This window comes from Caldisericaceae bacterium (assembly GCA_036574215.1).
In the GTDB taxonomy this organism is placed as follows: Bacteria; Caldisericota; Caldisericia; order Caldisericales; family Caldisericaceae; genus Caldisericum.
This window is the reverse complement of record JAINCR010000022.1, coordinates 1-15713: the sequence shown is the minus strand read 5'-3', so window position 1 is coordinate 15713 and position 15713 is coordinate 1. Positions and strand designations below refer to the sequence as shown.

Here is a 15713-nt window from a genome sequence, read left to right as displayed (position 1 = left end):
AACACATTCGCTTTGCTCAGTGTAAACTCCGTAAATTCAGGGAGAGCCTTGAGATCTTTAATTCATGATTTTTTCTTTTTATTTGGCCAACTTTCTTAACAGAATGCAAGTTTCATCTAAAAACCTTCCTAACCTGCAAAAAACTTTTTGTTTTGCTAATTTCTCTTTTCTAACAGCTAAGTCAAACTCTTCTTACCGAAGATTTTTCAAGCTTGCCTTTCAAACCAATTAGCTTTATAAAATTTATATCCTAAGAATTCTTCAAAAAATCTATTACCTCATCAATATCTGGAAGCTCCTTTATAGGATAGACTTTTGCAAAAATAATTTTTTGGTTCTCATCAAGGATTATGTTTGCTCTTTCGGAAAAACCGTTAAAGTGTCTGAATATCTTAAAGAGTTCGGCAACACGTCCATGAGGCCAAAAATCACAGAGAAGCCTTGTTTTGTTAATACCAATATGTTTTGCCCATGCTTCCTTGCACGGAACAGAATCTACACTTACACCAACTGCAACAGTATTAAGGCTTGCAAACATTTCTTGGTGTGCTTCGAGGCTTAACATCTGTTTTTCACATACAGAAGTCCATGCAAGAGGATGAAACGATAAAAGGACTCTTTTACCTTTAAAATCACTAAGTTTAAAAGTTTGATCGTTTTGATCCTTTAGTTCAAAATCTTCAATTACTTCGCCAATTTTTACCATTTTTACCTCCTATTTAAATTAATACACTTACAGTGATGCTACAAACTGCAATAAGTATTTCGTTTGTTTTATCGTTGAATTCTTCCATTATTGTACCGTAGTCTATAAGTCCGCCTTCTTTTATTTCAATATTCAAATTATTTTTTATTGGAAATGCTTCTTTTACTTTCTCAATATCAACTTCCTTATGATGTGGCACTCCAATAACAGCGTTAATTTTAAAATCTTTAATTGGTAATTCAAGTAAGCCGATTATATAAACTCTTGAAATTGCGTCCTTTACTGCTTTTATTGCTGCGTTAGTTGAGTCTTGTCCGTGAGAATCAATTCCAAAACCAAACTCCATAACAAACCTTTTATAGTTTTCCATGCTTTCCTCCTTATTCGTATGTTTTAGGCTCTTCTTCCTTCCTTAAAACTCTTAAGGCACCTTCTGCTAAAGCCCTCATTTCAAACTCTCCTGGGACTGGTATAACCTGCGCAATCCAACCCACATAAGAAATAATATCCTTTACCAATTTATCTGAATAGCACATTCCTCCTGTAAGGATTATAGCATCAATTTCTCCTTTAAGAACAACCGACATTATACCAATCCATTTTGATATCTGAAGAACCATTGCTTCATAAACAAGTTTTGCGTATTCATCTCCATTTTCAATTCTATTAAAAACTTCTTTTAGAGAATTTGTATTTAAGTGAGACACAAGCCCACCTTTTCCTGCAAGAATACTTAATATCTCCTCTTTGGTGTATTGATTTGAGAAACACATTTCAACAAGTGATACATTTGGTATATCTCCTGCCCTTTCAGGTGTAAAAGGCCCATCTCCGTTGAGGGCATTGTTTACATCTATAATTTTACCTTTTCTATGTGCTCCTATAGAGATACCTCCACCAAGGTGGGCAATAACAAAATTGCAATCTTCGTAAGTTTTATTAAGTTGCTTTGCAACAACTCTACCCACGGCTTTTTGATTTAAAGGGTGATCTTTTGCTTGCCTTAAAATTCCTTTTATGCCTGTAATTTTATTCATAGGCTCCATTTCATCAACTATTACAGGATCTACAATAAAAGCAGGAATATTGAATTCTTTTGATAACTCAAATGCAATAGGTGCTCCCAGGTTGGAAGCATGCGCTCCGTATTTAAGCGAAAGCATATCATTTACCATTTTTTCGTTAACAATGTAAGTGCCAGATACAACTGGATGTATATTACCACCTCTTGCAGAAATTGCACTAAAATGTTTTAGATCAAAATGTTCGCTATTTAGCACATCCAAAATAGTTTCTTTTCTAAATTCAAGTTGATCGGAGATCCTTTGAAATTTTGAAAGTTCTTCCTTTGAGTGCTCAATAGTTTTAGAGAAAATGCCTTTTTCATCCTCATAAACGGCTATTTTTGTAGAGGTTGAGCCTGGGTTAATTACTAAAATTTTCATTTTTTCCTCCTCGAAATTAAGTCCTTCTTTTATAGTATATTGTGGTATATTACAAATTAAAAACTTTCCTTATCTATGCAAGAGTAAACAAAAACCATTCTAATGAAAGACTGTTTCTTAAGTTAATGGGGAAAATAAAAACAAGATTCCTTTATATTTGAAACGGATTTAGTATCGCCCTTAAACCCTCTTTTTTGAACACCAAAAGGAATAAACTGAGAGATTCTTCCTTAAATTGAAGGGTTCACACCACCCCATTAAGACTCCCCCATCTCCTTTTGTCATCCTGAACCGTCTTTGCAAAAGACCTCATATTTGAGGGGAGGTAAACAGAACCATCTTGAGGCTTCCCAAAGTAATGAAAAACCATAAAAGGATGAGATTCTTCCTCAGCAAACGGCGCCTCATCAGAATGACAGCAATGGATGAGATTCATCGCTAACGCTAGGAATGACCAAAAATGCTCTAAACAACTGAATGGGCTTTATCCTGGAATGAATTTGAGGTTTTACTTAATATGACTGTTAGGTTTTTAGCTTTATAAAAATTTTATGCTTTCACAATTATTTGTAAACGATTGTCAAACTTACGTTATAGATTAAATTTTCGTCTATATTCTCTTTTAGTGTATTCTCCAGTATGCTTGCATTTTTAAAGTCTTCTATTGTTTTTGTAAATGCCTCTAAATTACTTCCTTTTACTTCAAAAGAGTATGTATGGTTTTTTTCATCGTAGTTTAAAAGATTTGCAACTTTTTTAAGTTCTTCAATGAGTGTATTTTCCTCTGATTTATCAATCTCTAACTTTATTGCAATTTCTTTTAACATAGCAATTGAGTACTGATCTTCTTTGGAAATAAGAGTTTTTGTAGTAATAGTTTCGTTATTATAACCAACTTGAAGTTTTTTTAGAATAAGCGGTTTGGAAATAAAACCAACGACTATTATTATAAAAATACTTGCCAAAGCAAAAGAATATTTAAACAGCACCCTTCTTTTTGTCTTCTCCTCAATAATCTCAACAAAATCGGGCGCTTGCACATTAAGCAATTTTAAGCCTTCCTTCATTTTAATTAAATCATTTAAATACTTCCTATCTTCTTCACTAAGGAAAAACTCTAATTCTTCTTTTTTTATTCTTCCATCTACGTATTCGTTAATTTTATCTTTCATCGCTATTTAGATACATCAAACCATTAAAAAGTTCCATAAATTTTAAAAAATTTTTCAAAAATATCCCATATCCTCCAAAATGCCTCTCAATTTATCCCTTGCTCTTGCAAGTCGTGATTTAACAGTGCCAATTGGTATTTGAAGCATTTCTCCCACTTCTTCGTAAGATATGCCCTGAACATCAACAAGGTTTATGATTTCTCGCTCATCCATTTCAAGCTTACTCAACGCTTCATATAGTAAATTAAATTTATCACTACTTGAGGTTTGTCTTGCTTCTTTTGTTTCAAAATCATTTCTTAATTCAACTCTTTTCATCTTATTGAAGTGTTTTTTTAATTCATTTACTGCAATTCTATAAAGCCAAGTCGTCAAAGTTGACTCTCCTCTAAAATTTTTAATGTATTTGAATGCAAGTAGATATGAATCGGCAAGTATGTCTTTTGCTAATTCCCTATCATGACAGATCTGAAGTAAAGAGTTAAAAAGAAAATCTTGTGTTGATCTTACAAGATATTCTAATGCTCCCCTATCTCCTTTTTTAAGCTTATTAATTATTTCAATCTCATCCATATTAATAACTTCCCAATTGTATTATAATTAAATTATGAAAATTTTATTAGGAATCATAGTTTCGTATATTCTTGGCTCTTTTCCTTCTGCTTATATAGTTACAAAACTAAAAACAGGGAAAGACATAAGGGAAATAGGAACAAAAAATATGGGTACTGGAAATGTTTTTCATACCGTTGGAGTAAAAGAGGGGCTTTTAGTGCTTTTTCTTGATGCAGGAAAGGGGGTTCTTTCAACATACATTTCTATGAAAGTTTTAAAACTTGCACCTTACCTTGCGTTGTCTACCTCATTTTTTGCTGTGATTGGGCATGTGTATCCTATTTTCTTAGGCTTCAAAGGGGGAAAGGGTGCTGCAACAACACTTGGAGTTCAACTTGCATTTCTATATTTGTATTTTGATTTGAAAGTTTTTTTGATATTTTTTTCCATTATACTTGCAGTGTATCTTCTATTCATTGTAATGACAAAATCGCAGGTTATAAGTTTATTCTTCCTTTTCCCTCTGTATCCAATTTTGCTTTATTATTTTAGTAGAGATTTAAAAGTTTTCTTAATTAGCACACTTTTTGTAGTTGTAGTTGAATCATTCGGATTTAACACATTCAAAAGAGATTTTACGCGTTTGTATTCTTTTAGGAAGAAAAAATGAAGAAAAGAAAAGATGTTGTTCGGCTTTTTGCTCTTTTTACACTCATTGTTTTAATTGTTGGTGCCGTTTCTTTTATCATTTCTTTTGGAAGTTCAACAAATGAGCATGTTTACAGTGTATCAATGTATTTCTACGACCCAATTGCAAAAGAACTTGTCCCCAAGAAGATAGACTTTCAAGGGACAGTTAATTTTGTTGCAAGAAAAGTTTTTGAAGTTCTGAAAAATCCAGAAAACCCAAATGATTTTCCAACTCTTCCAAAAGAACTTTCACTAAACTCTGTAGAATTTAAAGATGGCGCACTTCTTTTGGATATTAATACTGCAAACGTTATTCTCACACAAAAGGAAGAGTTTATTGCCTTTTTAAGCCTTGCAAATTCTTTAAAAACTATCGATGGAGTAAATGAAATAAAATTTTTGATAAATTCAAAACCCTCGGATACATTTATTAGATATGTTAAAATTGATAAAGTTCTTTCAAACTTAGTTTCTACAATTCCAAAATTTAGAAGCGTATACCTATACTTTCTTACACCAGACTTAAATAATCTTGCCGTTGAAAAAAGAGAAATACTTGATAGTCCTGACCCTGTTTTTCTTATTAAGGAAATTGTAAACGAACTTTTATATGGTTCAAGATTAGGACTTGTAAGTCTATTACAAAAAGATTTTATAGAATCTTATCAATTGAAATCTTTTGGGATTGTTGAATTTAATTTTACAAGCAAAATTAACGAACTTTCTTTGGGAAGTTATACCTCCAATTTGTTAATCTTAAGTATTGTAAATTCTTTAACAGAAATACGGGATGTGCAAGCTGTTCAATTTTTGGTTGAGTCAAATAAAGTGGACGACCTTTTTGGTAGTGTTAATACTTTAGATCCAATAAGGAGATTTGCTAAATCCTATGACTCTAATTTTGTAGTAACTTATTTTGAATACAATTTGAATGAAGATTCAGTTTATGTTCCCGTTATTAATCCAGTAAAAAATATCGAATTTGTTAAGGCATTCAATTTGCTTTTAACTCCTCCCCAGGGCTTAAAGACTTCTCTTTTATATGTAAATTTAGAAAGTATGAGGTTTAAAAACAATGTTTTAGAAATTACGCTAACACCTAAAAAGTTGCTTGATGCAAGTTTAATTGATGGAATTAAGATGCAACTATTTCTTACGTATAGAGAATTTGAAAACATAAAGGAAATTGATATAAACTTAGGTGAGGAGGCGTTTATTTTAAAAAGATGAAATACGTCGCAAAAGGGATTTGGGTAGATGGGAAAATTTTAGAAGATTATGGTTTTGAGTGTTCCGAGACCTTTCAAAAGTTTCTCCCAATTGAAGAATTAAAAGGAAGTAGTGATGTAATATCTTTAGATGGCTTTGTGTACCCTGCTTTTATAGAATCGCATGCACACATTAAAGAATTATCAAACGTCCTCTCCTATATTGACGGTAGTTCAAAAACTTTTAAAGAAATTAAGGAGATTATTTTTAAAAGCACTGGGCCTGTTTACATTTTCAATGTTGATTTTAACAATCTTCAAGAAAGTAATTTTAGAGATCTTTTTTACTATGATAAAGATGTTTATATACAGAGTAAAGATGAACACTCGGTATTTGTTTCAAAAAAATTCCTTGAGGACTCAAAAGTTAGTATTGACCAAATTCCTAAAGACAGTCTTGGTTTTTTTAAAAATGAGTTTTTAGGGATATTTAAGGACTATGGTATAGAAGCAGTAAAACATCTTAAAAGAGTGGTATTTACTAAAGAGCACCTTAAGAAGGTGGAAGAATACTTTCTTTCAAGAGGTATTGTAAGTATAACGAATTTCGATTTTGATGTGCATAGTGTTCTAAAGAATAACCCGTCACGATTGAGAGTTTTACAAGGTATTGCAAAAGATTATCTAAAAGATTTTATGCAAGAAGGCATTAAAACTTACGATGGTGATAACAATTTTAAATGGGGACCTTTAAAAGTATTTCTTGACGGTTCCCTTGGCTCTCAAACGATGGCAATGGTTGATAATAAACCATTCAAGGGCTTACTTCTCATGGATTTTGAAGAACTTGAAGAAATCGTTCATAAAGCAAATGAACATGGTATTTCTGTTGCAGCACATGCTATTGGCAGTAAAGCAGTCCATATTGCAATAAGTGTATATAATAGAATAAAGCATAGTGGGATTTTAAATAGAATAGAGCACTTGCAGTTCATTGATGAAAACGACATTGTTTTGTTAAAAGAAACACCTTTTATACCTTCGATGCAGCCACTTCATGCAGTATCAGATGAAGGACTTTACAAAAAGTTCATGGGAAATTATAAACTTGCTTACGCTTGGAAGACTGTGGTTTCTTTAAAGGATTTCGCTATTTTTGGCTCCGATGTTCCCGTAGAAGATGCCTCTATCTTTAAAGGGCTTTTTGCAAGTATCAATAGGTCGTTTTTAAAAGAAGAGAGTATACCACTTTCAGTTGCAATTAACGCCTATACAGAGTGGGCAGGGCTTTATAACTTTTTAGATAAAAGAGGAAAAATTAAAGAAGGATATCTATCAGATTTTGTAGTTTTGAAGTATCCTATAAAAGAGGATAATTTACTAACAAATGAGGTTATGTTAACAGCAAAAGGGGGTGAAGTAGTTTGGGAGAAATAGATAGAAAGGTGCTTGCAACAATAGTAAAAGATAATTATCTTTTTACAAGGGCCCTTGCAGAAGGACTTGAGAAAGAACTCTTTGAAACGAAAGAAGAGCAAAATCTATTTGACTATGTCTCTTCAAAGTATTCTAAAAGTAATACTTCTTTGGACATTGAAATTCTTAGAGAAACAATTCAAGAAGATGGAATGCTTTCAAATAAAATGGAAGAACTTCTTGATAGTATCTTAAAAGAAGAGCCTTTAACCTTGGAAGGACTTTTCACTTTCATTGACGCACTCAAGAAAAGATATGCAGAAAAAACACTTTTAAGTGTTTCCAAAAAAATTGAAGGTTATGTGAATTCAAAGACAAAAAGCACCGATATTATAGAATTTACAGGAGACATCATAAACTCTTTAAGAGAAATTGTTGTAGGTCGTTCAAAAAGAAGAATCCTTCCTTTAAGAAGCTACCTTGTGCGTTTTATGGCAGAACTTGAGACAAGGGAAGGACCAATAAACCCAATTTTAGGCTATTCTCTTGAACCGTTTTCTTGTCTTAATGAGAGCTTGTCTGGTGCAAGAAGGGGTTTTTATTATGCTCTTTCAGGTGCTCCTAGAAGAGGAAAAACTAACATCATGCTTAAACTTGCAACAATGATTGCCCAAAATGAAAAGATACCTGTCCTCTACTATTCATGGGAACAAACTGAAAGAGTCCTATTCTTAAGAGTTCTATCTCAAGAAACTCTTATCCCCCCGTTCTTACTTGAGACCGAAAGTATTTTAAATGATAGTGTCTTACGGGAGCGTTTTAACTACGGATATACTAAGGTTGAAGAAATCATGAATTACATGTATCTCGTTGAAGGAAGAAGGGAAGATACCGTCAACAAAATAAGGAGCCATGCACTCTCAATCATGCAAGAGAATGCTACTGATAAAATTGCCATATTTATTGATTATATTCAAAAGGTCCCCACTTCTATTTTGTATCAAGATCTTGCCCAGCAAGTAGATGAGGTTTCAGGTGGACTTGCAAATTTATCTACAGAGTTGAATGCGCCAATTTTTGCAATTTCCTCCTTTGATAAAGAAGGAGCAAAGTTAGATACTGAAGAAAGTAAAATAAGACCAACTATGTTTAACTGCTCAGGTGGTGGTGATATTGAATACGATGCAGATGTTGCTATGGTAATTGTTAAAGATTTTAAAGATACAAATGTCCTCTATGAAAAGATTTATAATGCTTCAAAGGAAGGGCGTATTGACCCAAATAGAATTCCACACTTTGATATATTAAATTTGTATATTGACAAAAATAGAGATGCTCCTTTTGGTGGGAATACTGTCATTCAATACTTATTTCTCATTGAAGACAACTCCCTTGTTGAGATTGGATATAAGGATGTTAAAGAGGAGCGCACCTATGCAAAAATCTCAAGGATCTTTGAATGGATGCTTGAAAATGGTTATCTTGTGCCGATGAGATAAATGAAAAACGTTGTTCTTCTTATTATTGGTAATGAAATTTTAGAAGGTTTAAGAAAAGATAAAAATTTTGCAATTGCAAAGGAAAAATTGAAAGATGTTGCAAGGTTGGTTGCTTTGCTTTTTGTAGGTGATGATATTGTGTCCCTAAAAAGGGCGTTAAAGTTTTCTAAATCTATTGGAGATATCATTATAACTTCAGGCGGATTAGGGCTTACTCCCGATGATATAACTCTTTTAGCAGCCTCTAAAGCCTTTAATATTCCACTTAAAAAAACGGAGAAGAAGAAAAAAGTTGTGCTTAAAAATTTGTCGAAATTTGATGAAGGCTTTTATTCAAAATACATCGAAGAGCTTTCCTTAGGACTTAAAGGTGCAGTTCCTTTGGAAAATCCTAAGGGAGTTGTAGCAGGAGAAAGAATGGACATCGGAGGGAAAGTATTTTATATCCTTCCAGGAGTGCCAAATGAGTTTGAGGCCATGCTTGATATCGTTATACAACAACTAAAACCAACAAAGGAGTTTCAACAGGAAGCAAGCTACAACGTTTTTGAAAAAGAGGTAAATCTCATTAGAGTTTTAAGGAACGTTGAAAAAAAATTTAAAGTGCAAACTGCATCCTACCCTCCTATAGAAGCAGGTGAAACTTTAAAAATTATTTTAAAAAGTAAGTTGAATACTTCTTTTAAAGAATCAATAACCTATTTTGAAAATTATCTAAAGAAGCATAAAATAAAGTTCTATAAACTAATAGATTAAGCCCCAACTACACCTTAGCTCCACCTTCTAAGAGGTATTTTGGAGTTAAAGGTGCTCCTATTAGCACCTTATTAAGGTAGTAGTTAGGGTACAAATATTTTATTTAAAAAAAAGAAAATACAAATTAAAATTTTTCGTTTGTGTTATAATATTTTGCGATTTTAGGAGGTTAAAATGGGATTGGTAAAAACAACAGAATTATTTAAAAAGGCGTATAAGAAGTACGCAATTGGTGCATTTAACGTGAATAATATGGAAATTCTTCAGGGAGTTATTGAAGCAGCAAAAGAGGAGCGATCTCCTGTTATCTTGCAAATCTCTAAAGGTGCACGAAACTATGCAAAACTTGTGTACCTTATGAAACTCATTGAGGCTGCAGTAATAGATGCTCCAGAAATTCCTATTGCAGTTCATCTTGATCATGGTGATTCCTTTGAACTTTGTAAAGAAGTTATTGATGCAGGCTTTACTTCGGTTATGATTGATGGATCACATTTACCTTTTGAAGAAAATATTGCTATTACAAAACAAGTAGTTGATTATGCACATTCTAAAGGTGTTGTTGTAGAAGGTGAATTAGGTAAGCTCCAAGGTATAGAAGAGCATGTTGTCTCAAATGAAGCTGTTTATACCGATCCAGATAAAGCAGTTGAGTTTGTTGAAAGAACTAAAGTTGACTCTCTTGCCATTGCAATCGGAACATCTCACGGAGCATATAAATTCAAAAGTGAACCTAAACTTGATTTTGATAGACTTCAAGCGATTGCAAGTAGATTAGAAGGGTTTCCTTTAGTATTGCATGGTGCTTCATCTGTTCTTCCCCAATACGTGCATAAGATTAACCAGTACGGTGGGAATATTGGAGATGCAAAAGGCGTTCCAGAAGATATGTTAAGAAAAGCAACTACTATGGGAATTACCAAAATAAATATTGACACTGACTTAAGACTTGCTCTAACTGCAACTGTAAGAGAAATTTTTGCAACACACCCCGAAGAGTTTGACCCAAGAAAGTATCTTGGACCAGCAAGAGATGAAATCAAAAACCTCGTTAAACACAAGATAAGAGATGTTTTAGGCTCTTCAAATACCATATAGTATTTCATTTAGTATCTCTAACGTAGGATTTAATCCTCTATAGCCTGCCTCATGAGTCAGGCTATAGAATTTTTTTGCCATATATAAAAAACCTCTTCTCAAATTTCCTAATATTTTAAAAAATTAATAAAAACCTATGTAAACTAATTAAAAACATATGTTGTTATGAGGAATAATTTCTAAAAGAATAGATTTCCTATTTTTTGCTATTGTAAAAAGTGTAGAATATGCTATTATAGGATACTATCTAATAAAGATAGAATTTTTAAGAAGGTTGGTATTTAAAGAATGGAAAAATTAACAGGAACAGTAAAGTGGTTTAACGCTCAGAAGGGTTTTGGTTTCATCGTCCCAGATGATGGCAGTAAAGACCTCTTTGTTCACTTCTCTTCAATTTTGTCCAATGGTTTTAAAGCCCTTAGAGAAGGCGACAAAGTTGAATACGAAGTTGAAAAAACTGATAAAGGTGCAAAAGCTATTAACGTAAGAGTTATATAGTTAACCGGTTATCCATGAAAAAGGCTAAGCTTTTGCTTAGCCTTTTTCATTTTATAATACCTAATTTCTTACCTACCTTTTCAAATATCGATAATGCTCTATCAATTTGTTCCTCCGTATGTGTTGCAATATAGCTTGTCCTAAGAAGTGAATCGTTAGGTGCAACCGCGGGAGGTAAAACTGGATTGACATACACACCACTGTCAAAAAGCTCCTTCCAAAACATCACTGTTTTCCAACGATCTCGCACGTATACCGGAATAACTGGGGTATTGCTATTTCCTATGTCAAAGCCTAATTCCTTTAACCCCTTTCTCATTCTATTTGCAACGCTCCATAAATGTTCAATTCTTTCAGGTTCGGTTTCCATTACTTCAAGTGCGGCAAGCGCAGCATAAGCAGAAGAAGGAGTCATTGCAGCAGAGAATATAAAAGGTCTTGCATAATGCTTAATGTAGTTAATTACATCTTTTTCTCCTGCGATGAATCCTCCTAAACTTGCAAAAGATTTGCTAAAAGTTCCCATAATAAGATCAGTCTCTTTTTCCAGGTTGAAGTAGTTTGCTGTGCCTCTTCCATTTTTTCCTAATACGCCTATTGAGTGTGCATCATCAACCATAACTCTTGCGCCGTAATTATCTTTTAATTTAATAATTTCTGGAAGTGGAGCAATATCCCCTGCCATTGAATAAATTCCGTCAACGATAATGAGTTTTCCTGATTCATCGGGAATTTTTGAAAGAACTCTTTCAAGGCTTTTCATATCGTTATGATTGAAACGGGCAAACTTTGCTTGTGACAGTTTCCATCCGTCTACAATGGAAGCATGATCTTCTTTATCCATGATTGCATAATCCTTTGGAGTAAGAAGTGCAGAGATTGTGCCAAGATTTGTCTGATACCCTGTTGAGAACACAATTACCGCCTCTTTCTTTAAAAATTCACTCAGTGCATCTTCTAACTGTCTATGGATTTTTAAGGTTCCATTCATAAATCTTGAGCCAGTTGCAGATGTTCCGTATTCATCAATCGCTTTTTTTGCTGCCTCTTTTACTTTCGGATGGTGCGTAAGTCCAAGATAGTTATTTGAACCAAGCATTATGAGTCTTCTTCCATTTATTACAACTTCTGTGCCTTCTGTTTCTTCTAACGGGAGAAAATATGGGTATAGCCCTTTCTCTTCAGCAATTTTTACATCATAGAGAGGGTTTCCAGGACCATAATTTTTACATTTTTCAAATAAATCCATTTTTTGCCTCCTATTCGTTTTATTTTATTGTTTTTTATTATTTTTGCAAGAAAGAAATATTTCATATTTTGTAATTCCATTAATAACTGTGTTTTTAGTAAGACTTTTATGGTTTTTTTGGTTTTATTTCGATTTAAGGTTCAACTTTTTTTTGCTACTTCTAATTAATGTTTCAATATTTCCATTTAGTCAATCCATAGTAAAGTCATAACGGCATTTATAACATTTCGGTAATCACGAGAAGGTAGATTTTGCATTTACGGTGTCATTCTGCACTCTTTTCCTTGACGAAGTCAAGTGAGCAAACGAAGTGAGCGAGGAAGAATATCACCCTTTTATATTTTTTGGGGAGTATTAAGGGGTTAATGCCTCATTCGTAAATAATAAACTAAAAAATCCTTTTGTTTAAGTATATATAAAAGTGGTGAAACTTTTTACAATTTGCTAAAAAAGAGCTTAAGTTATAAAATAATGAAAATGGAGGTAATAAATGAAAAAAGAAAAAATTTTAATTGGTATCATCTTCTTTCTTTTGGTTACAACGTTTATTGTAAGTATCGCTTTTTACCCATATCTTCCTGCAAAAGTCCCAACACATTGGAACTTACAAGGAGAAGTCGACGGCTACATGTCAAAGTTTGGAGGAACATTCACTGCTCCTTTTATAATGCTTGGGATTGTTCTCATTTTGCTTTTAATTCCAAAAATCGACCCTTTAAAAGAAAACGTTAATAAGTTTAAGGACTATTACTATGGATTTATTGTGGCATTTTTAACATTTATGTTCCTTGTGCAACTGCATACCTTCTTGTATACTCTTATGTAGACTACCAAAAAGAAGGCAAATAAAATTAAACCAAATCACAGGAAGAATTAGAATAATCATAAACAAATGCTAACAATATAGAAGTATCTGAAACTCTACATACTTTGGGAGAGATTACACTATCCAAACTATAATAAAAAGTAAAAAATCAATATAATAATATTATGATTGCAAGATATATTAAAAAAGATTACCTTTTGCAAGAACTTGTTGATGTAGGCATAGACCCACAATCCCTACAGTTCTTTATACCAAAAGCAGAAACTCTTATTTTTAAACTACACGACGTTGATGCAAGGGGAGCAAACATCTTAAAGCAAGAATTTCTAAGTGCAGGTGGCGACGTTGCCATTAATAAGCATGTTGCCTCATTTAAGACAGAAAAAACTGATATTATAACCATAGGAACACCTAAAGTCTACAAAACTGTTATCGATAAACTCACCTTGGAGCCATATTTTGGTTTAAAGGAAGTGAAAGTTGCCCTTTTAGATGCAATAACCCAAAAGAAGATGAAGCCTTTTACAATTAAAGGCAGGGTTTTTGATTTCGAAAAAGATTTTTTTGTAATGGGCATACTGAATGTAACTCCAGATTCATTTTCTGATGGAGGAAAATATACCAATCTTGAAAGTGCGTTAAAAAGAACAGAAGAAATGGTAAACGAAGGAGTAGACATCATTGATGTTGGTGGTGAATCAACTCGCCCAAATGCTGAGCCTGTAAGTATTGATGAGGAGTTAAAGAGGGTTATTCCAATCATAAATGAGTTATCAAAGAGGTTTCCTACCATACCTATTTCTATAGATACTTACAAAGCAAAAGTTGCAGAAGAGGCAATTAATTCTGGTGCGGATATTATTAACGATATAAGTGGCCTTAGGTTTGATGAGAACATGGTTGACATCGCCAAAAGATATGATACTCCAGTTGTGGTAATGCACATAAAAGGCACACCTAAAAATATGCAAAAAAACCCTACCTATGAAAATCTCATGAAAGAACTCCTTGAGTATTTCGATGAAAGGATTAAAAGCCTCAATTCTTTTGGAATTTCAAAAATCATCATTGACCCTGGTATTGGTTTTGGAAAAACAAGAGAACATAACCTTACTATTTTAAATAGGTTAAGTGAATTTAAAATTTTTAATGTGCCCATCCTTATGGGGCTTTCAAGAAAATCGTTCATTGGACTTACTCTTGATAGAAGCGTAGATGATCGGCTGTTTGGCACAATTGCTTCCAACGCCTTTGCCCTTTTAGAAGGTGCTTCAATTTTGAGGGTGCATGATGTAAAACCGCATGTAGATTTAATAAAAATGATCAAGGCAATTAAAAAAGAGGGGAATTAAAGAAAATGAAAAAAAATGTTTTTGCTCCGCTAATTTTTGTTTTTGCTTTATTAATACTAACTCCGTTAAAAACAGTTTTTGCTAAGGACTACTATTTTCCAAGGGTAGCTGTAAATATTACCATCGAAAAAGATGGAAGTTTTGTAGTGAAAGAAGAGCGCACTTACAAATTTGAGGGGAGCTTTAGTTGGGCAACTTATACACTTGATAAGAAAAATTTCGATAGGATTGAAGACTTTTCAATTGCAGATGAAAACGGGCCTTTTGAAAGAACAACTACTGAAACAAAAGAACCTTCTACTTTTACCTTCAATGAAACTCCATATAGATACGAAGCAAAATTCTTTTATAGAGCTTCTAACACAGAAAAGACTTTTACAATTTCATACAAAGTCATAGGTGGCATAAGGGTTTATGAAGATGTTGCTGATTTCTATTGGAAACTCGTTGGCACTGGTTGGGATAAAAAAACAAAATTATTAGAAGGATACGTTTATCTTCCAGAGCCCCTTCAAAATGAATCAGATTTGAAGGTTTTTGGACATGGTCCAACCAACGGGATAGTCCAAAGGATAGATAGTAATGGTGCATACTATAAAGTAGAAAATCTTCCTGCAAATACTTACGTTGAAGCAAGGGTAGTATTTCCATCAAACATCCTTGAAACTTCAAACATAATAGAAGAAAATGCATACCAAAGAATCATAGATGAAGAACTTGCTTTAGCAAAGAAGACAGAGCAAGAAAAGTCAATCTTGAGAACTAAATTATTTTCTTATATCTTCCTTTGGCTTGCTTTTCTTGGATTTTACCTTTACCTTTTCTTTAACTTTGGAAAAGAACTACCCCCAAAAAGAGAGATTATATATTATAGAGAGATTCCAGAAGACCTACCGCCAGCGATCGTTGGGTATTTGTTGAAAGCAGAATTAATAGATGGTAGTGATTTAGCTGCCTCCATCCTTTATTTAGTCAAAAAGGGTTATATTAGACTTGAAGTGCAAGAAGAAGATAAAAATTATATTTTGTTTAAGAAAACAGAAAAAGTTACGTATTTTTACAGAACAGAAAAATCCATTTTGGACCTTCCTCCACACTTAAAACTTGCATACGATTTTCTTTTCAATGTAGTTTCTGAAGGTAATGGTTTTACTTCAACAGATGAAATTAAAAAATTTTCAAGAAAGAAAGGAAAAATTGGATACGAATTTTTCAAGGATTTTTCAGAAGCCGTTAAAGAAGA

General features: G+C 33.0%; 16 protein-coding genes. 10 read left to right on the top strand and 6 right to left on the bottom strand.

What is annotated here, in order from left to right; genetic code table 11:
- Nucleotides 1-250 precede the first annotated feature (250 nt).
- The 5 genes from K6343_01225 to K6343_01205 all read right to left on the bottom strand — a co-directional run bounded on the left by K6343_01225 (nt 251) and on the right by K6343_01205 (nt 3896).
- Nucleotides 251-706 (bottom strand): redoxin domain-containing protein, encoded by a 456-nt coding sequence (locus K6343_01225; GenBank protein ID MEF3244597.1) that lies wholly within the window; start codon nt 704-706, stop codon nt 251-253.
- 13 nt (nt 707-719) lie between these two features.
- Complete coding sequence (locus K6343_01220; protein ID MEF3244596.1) at nt 720-1076, bottom strand: Lin0512 family protein; 357 nt, start codon at nt 1074-1076, stop codon at nt 720-722.
- A 10-nt stretch (nt 1077-1086) separates the two neighbouring features.
- A complete protein-coding gene (gene buk, locus K6343_01215; GenBank protein ID MEF3244595.1) occupies nt 1087-2151 on the bottom strand; it encodes a butyrate kinase in 1065 nt (354 codons plus the stop codon).
- 563 nt (nt 2152-2714) lie between these two features.
- On the bottom strand, nt 2715-3323 hold the full coding sequence (locus tag K6343_01210) for a hypothetical protein (GenBank protein ID MEF3244594.1): 609 nt from the start codon (nt 3321-3323) through the stop codon (nt 2715-2717).
- A gap of 54 nt (nt 3324-3377) precedes the next feature.
- Nucleotides 3378-3896, bottom strand: coding sequence for a sigma-70 family RNA polymerase sigma factor (locus K6343_01205; protein MEF3244593.1), 519 nt, complete (start codon nt 3894-3896; stop codon nt 3378-3380).
- Between the two features lie 34 nt (nt 3897-3930).
- Between K6343_01205 and K6343_01200 the strand changes: the two genes are divergently transcribed.
- The 7 genes from K6343_01200 (at nt 3931) to K6343_01170 (ending at nt 11043) form a co-directional block, all read left to right on the top strand.
- A complete protein-coding gene (locus tag K6343_01200; GenBank protein MEF3244592.1) occupies nt 3931-4548 on the top strand; it encodes a glycerol-3-phosphate acyltransferase in 618 nt (205 codons plus the stop codon).
- Nucleotides 4545-5798 carry a GerMN domain-containing protein gene (locus K6343_01195; GenBank protein MEF3244591.1) on the top strand — a complete coding sequence of 418 codons (1254 nt, stop codon included), beginning with the start codon at nt 4545-4547 and terminating at the stop codon, nt 5796-5798. The genes K6343_01200 and K6343_01195 overlap by 4 nt, the downstream gene beginning before the upstream one ends.
- A complete protein-coding gene (locus K6343_01190; protein ID MEF3244590.1) occupies nt 5795-7213 on the top strand; it encodes an amidohydrolase family protein in 1419 nt (472 codons plus the stop codon). Before K6343_01195 ends, K6343_01190 begins: the two co-directional genes overlap by 4 nt.
- Nucleotides 7201-8691, top strand: a complete 1491-nt coding sequence (locus K6343_01185; GenBank protein ID MEF3244589.1) for a hypothetical protein — start codon at nt 7201-7203, stop codon at nt 8689-8691. The genes K6343_01190 and K6343_01185 overlap by 13 nt, the downstream gene beginning before the upstream one ends.
- Complete coding sequence (locus K6343_01180) at nt 8692-9447, top strand: hypothetical protein (protein MEF3244588.1); 756 nt, start codon at nt 8692-8694, stop codon at nt 9445-9447.
- Between the two features lie 174 nt (nt 9448-9621).
- Nucleotides 9622-10545 carry a class II fructose-1,6-bisphosphate aldolase gene (fba, locus tag K6343_01175; protein MEF3244587.1) on the top strand — a complete coding sequence of 308 codons (924 nt, stop codon included), beginning with the start codon at nt 9622-9624 and terminating at the stop codon, nt 10543-10545.
- 288 nt (nt 10546-10833) lie between these two features.
- Entirely contained in the window at nt 10834-11043 is a 210-nt protein-coding gene (locus tag K6343_01170; protein ID MEF3244586.1) for a cold-shock protein, read from the top strand.
- A gap of 46 nt (nt 11044-11089) precedes the next feature.
- Here K6343_01170 and K6343_01165 read toward each other — a convergent pair whose 3' ends face one another.
- A complete protein-coding gene (locus tag K6343_01165; GenBank protein ID MEF3244585.1) occupies nt 11090-12292 on the bottom strand; it encodes a pyridoxal phosphate-dependent aminotransferase family protein in 1203 nt (400 codons plus the stop codon).
- Nucleotides 12293-12782: 490 nt separating this feature from the next.
- Between K6343_01165 and K6343_01160 the strand changes: the two genes are divergently transcribed.
- The 3 genes from K6343_01160 to K6343_01150 all read left to right on the top strand — a co-directional run.
- Nucleotides 12783-13118 (top strand): DUF1648 domain-containing protein, encoded by a 336-nt coding sequence (locus tag K6343_01160; GenBank protein MEF3244584.1) that lies wholly within the window; start codon nt 12783-12785, stop codon nt 13116-13118.
- Nucleotides 13119-13282: 164 nt separating this feature from the next.
- On the top strand, nt 13283-14470 hold the full coding sequence (gene folP / locus K6343_01155; GenBank protein ID MEF3244583.1) for a dihydropteroate synthase: 1188 nt from the start codon (nt 13283-13285) through the stop codon (nt 14468-14470).
- Nucleotides 14471-14475: 5 nt separating this feature from the next.
- Nucleotides 14476-15713: DUF2207 domain-containing protein (locus K6343_01150; protein MEF3244582.1), on the top strand; the 1238-nt coding region annotated here is incomplete at its 3' end.

Excerpts from the sequence above, each read along its gene's own strand:
- K6343_01225 (MEF3244597.1), bottom strand. The coding sequence starts at position 706 with ATGGTAAAAATTGGCGAAGTAATTGAAGATTTTGAACTAAAGGATCAA.
- K6343_01220 (MEF3244596.1), bottom strand. The coding sequence starts at position 1,076 with ATGGAAAACTATAAAAGGTTTGTTATGGAGTTTGGTTTTGGAATTGAT.
- buk (MEF3244595.1), bottom strand. The coding sequence starts at position 2,151 with ATGAAAATTTTAGTAATTAACCCAGGCTCAACCTCTACAAAAATAGCC.
- K6343_01210 (MEF3244594.1), bottom strand. The coding sequence starts at position 3,323 with ATGAAAGATAAAATTAACGAATACGTAGATGGAAGAATAAAAAAAGAA.
- K6343_01205 (MEF3244593.1), bottom strand. The coding sequence starts at position 3,896 with ATGGATGAGATTGAAATAATTAATAAGCTTAAAAAAGGAGATAGGGGA.
- K6343_01200 (MEF3244592.1), top strand. The coding sequence starts at position 3,931 with ATGAAAATTTTATTAGGAATCATAGTTTCGTATATTCTTGGCTCTTTT.
- K6343_01195 (MEF3244591.1), top strand. The coding sequence starts at position 4,545 with ATGAAGAAAAGAAAAGATGTTGTTCGGCTTTTTGCTCTTTTTACACTC.
- K6343_01190 (MEF3244590.1), top strand. The coding sequence starts at position 5,795 with ATGAAATACGTCGCAAAAGGGATTTGGGTAGATGGGAAAATTTTAGAA.
- K6343_01180 (MEF3244588.1), top strand. The coding sequence starts at position 8,692 with ATGAAAAACGTTGTTCTTCTTATTATTGGTAATGAAATTTTAGAAGGT.
- fba (MEF3244587.1), top strand. The coding sequence starts at position 9,622 with ATGGGATTGGTAAAAACAACAGAATTATTTAAAAAGGCGTATAAGAAG.
- K6343_01170 (MEF3244586.1), top strand. The coding sequence starts at position 10,834 with ATGGAAAAATTAACAGGAACAGTAAAGTGGTTTAACGCTCAGAAGGGT.
- K6343_01165 (MEF3244585.1), bottom strand. The coding sequence starts at position 12,292 with ATGGATTTATTTGAAAAATGTAAAAATTATGGTCCTGGAAACCCTCTC.
- K6343_01160 (MEF3244584.1), top strand. The coding sequence starts at position 12,783 with ATGAAAAAAGAAAAAATTTTAATTGGTATCATCTTCTTTCTTTTGGTT.
- folP (MEF3244583.1), top strand. The coding sequence starts at position 13,283 with ATGATTGCAAGATATATTAAAAAAGATTACCTTTTGCAAGAACTTGTT.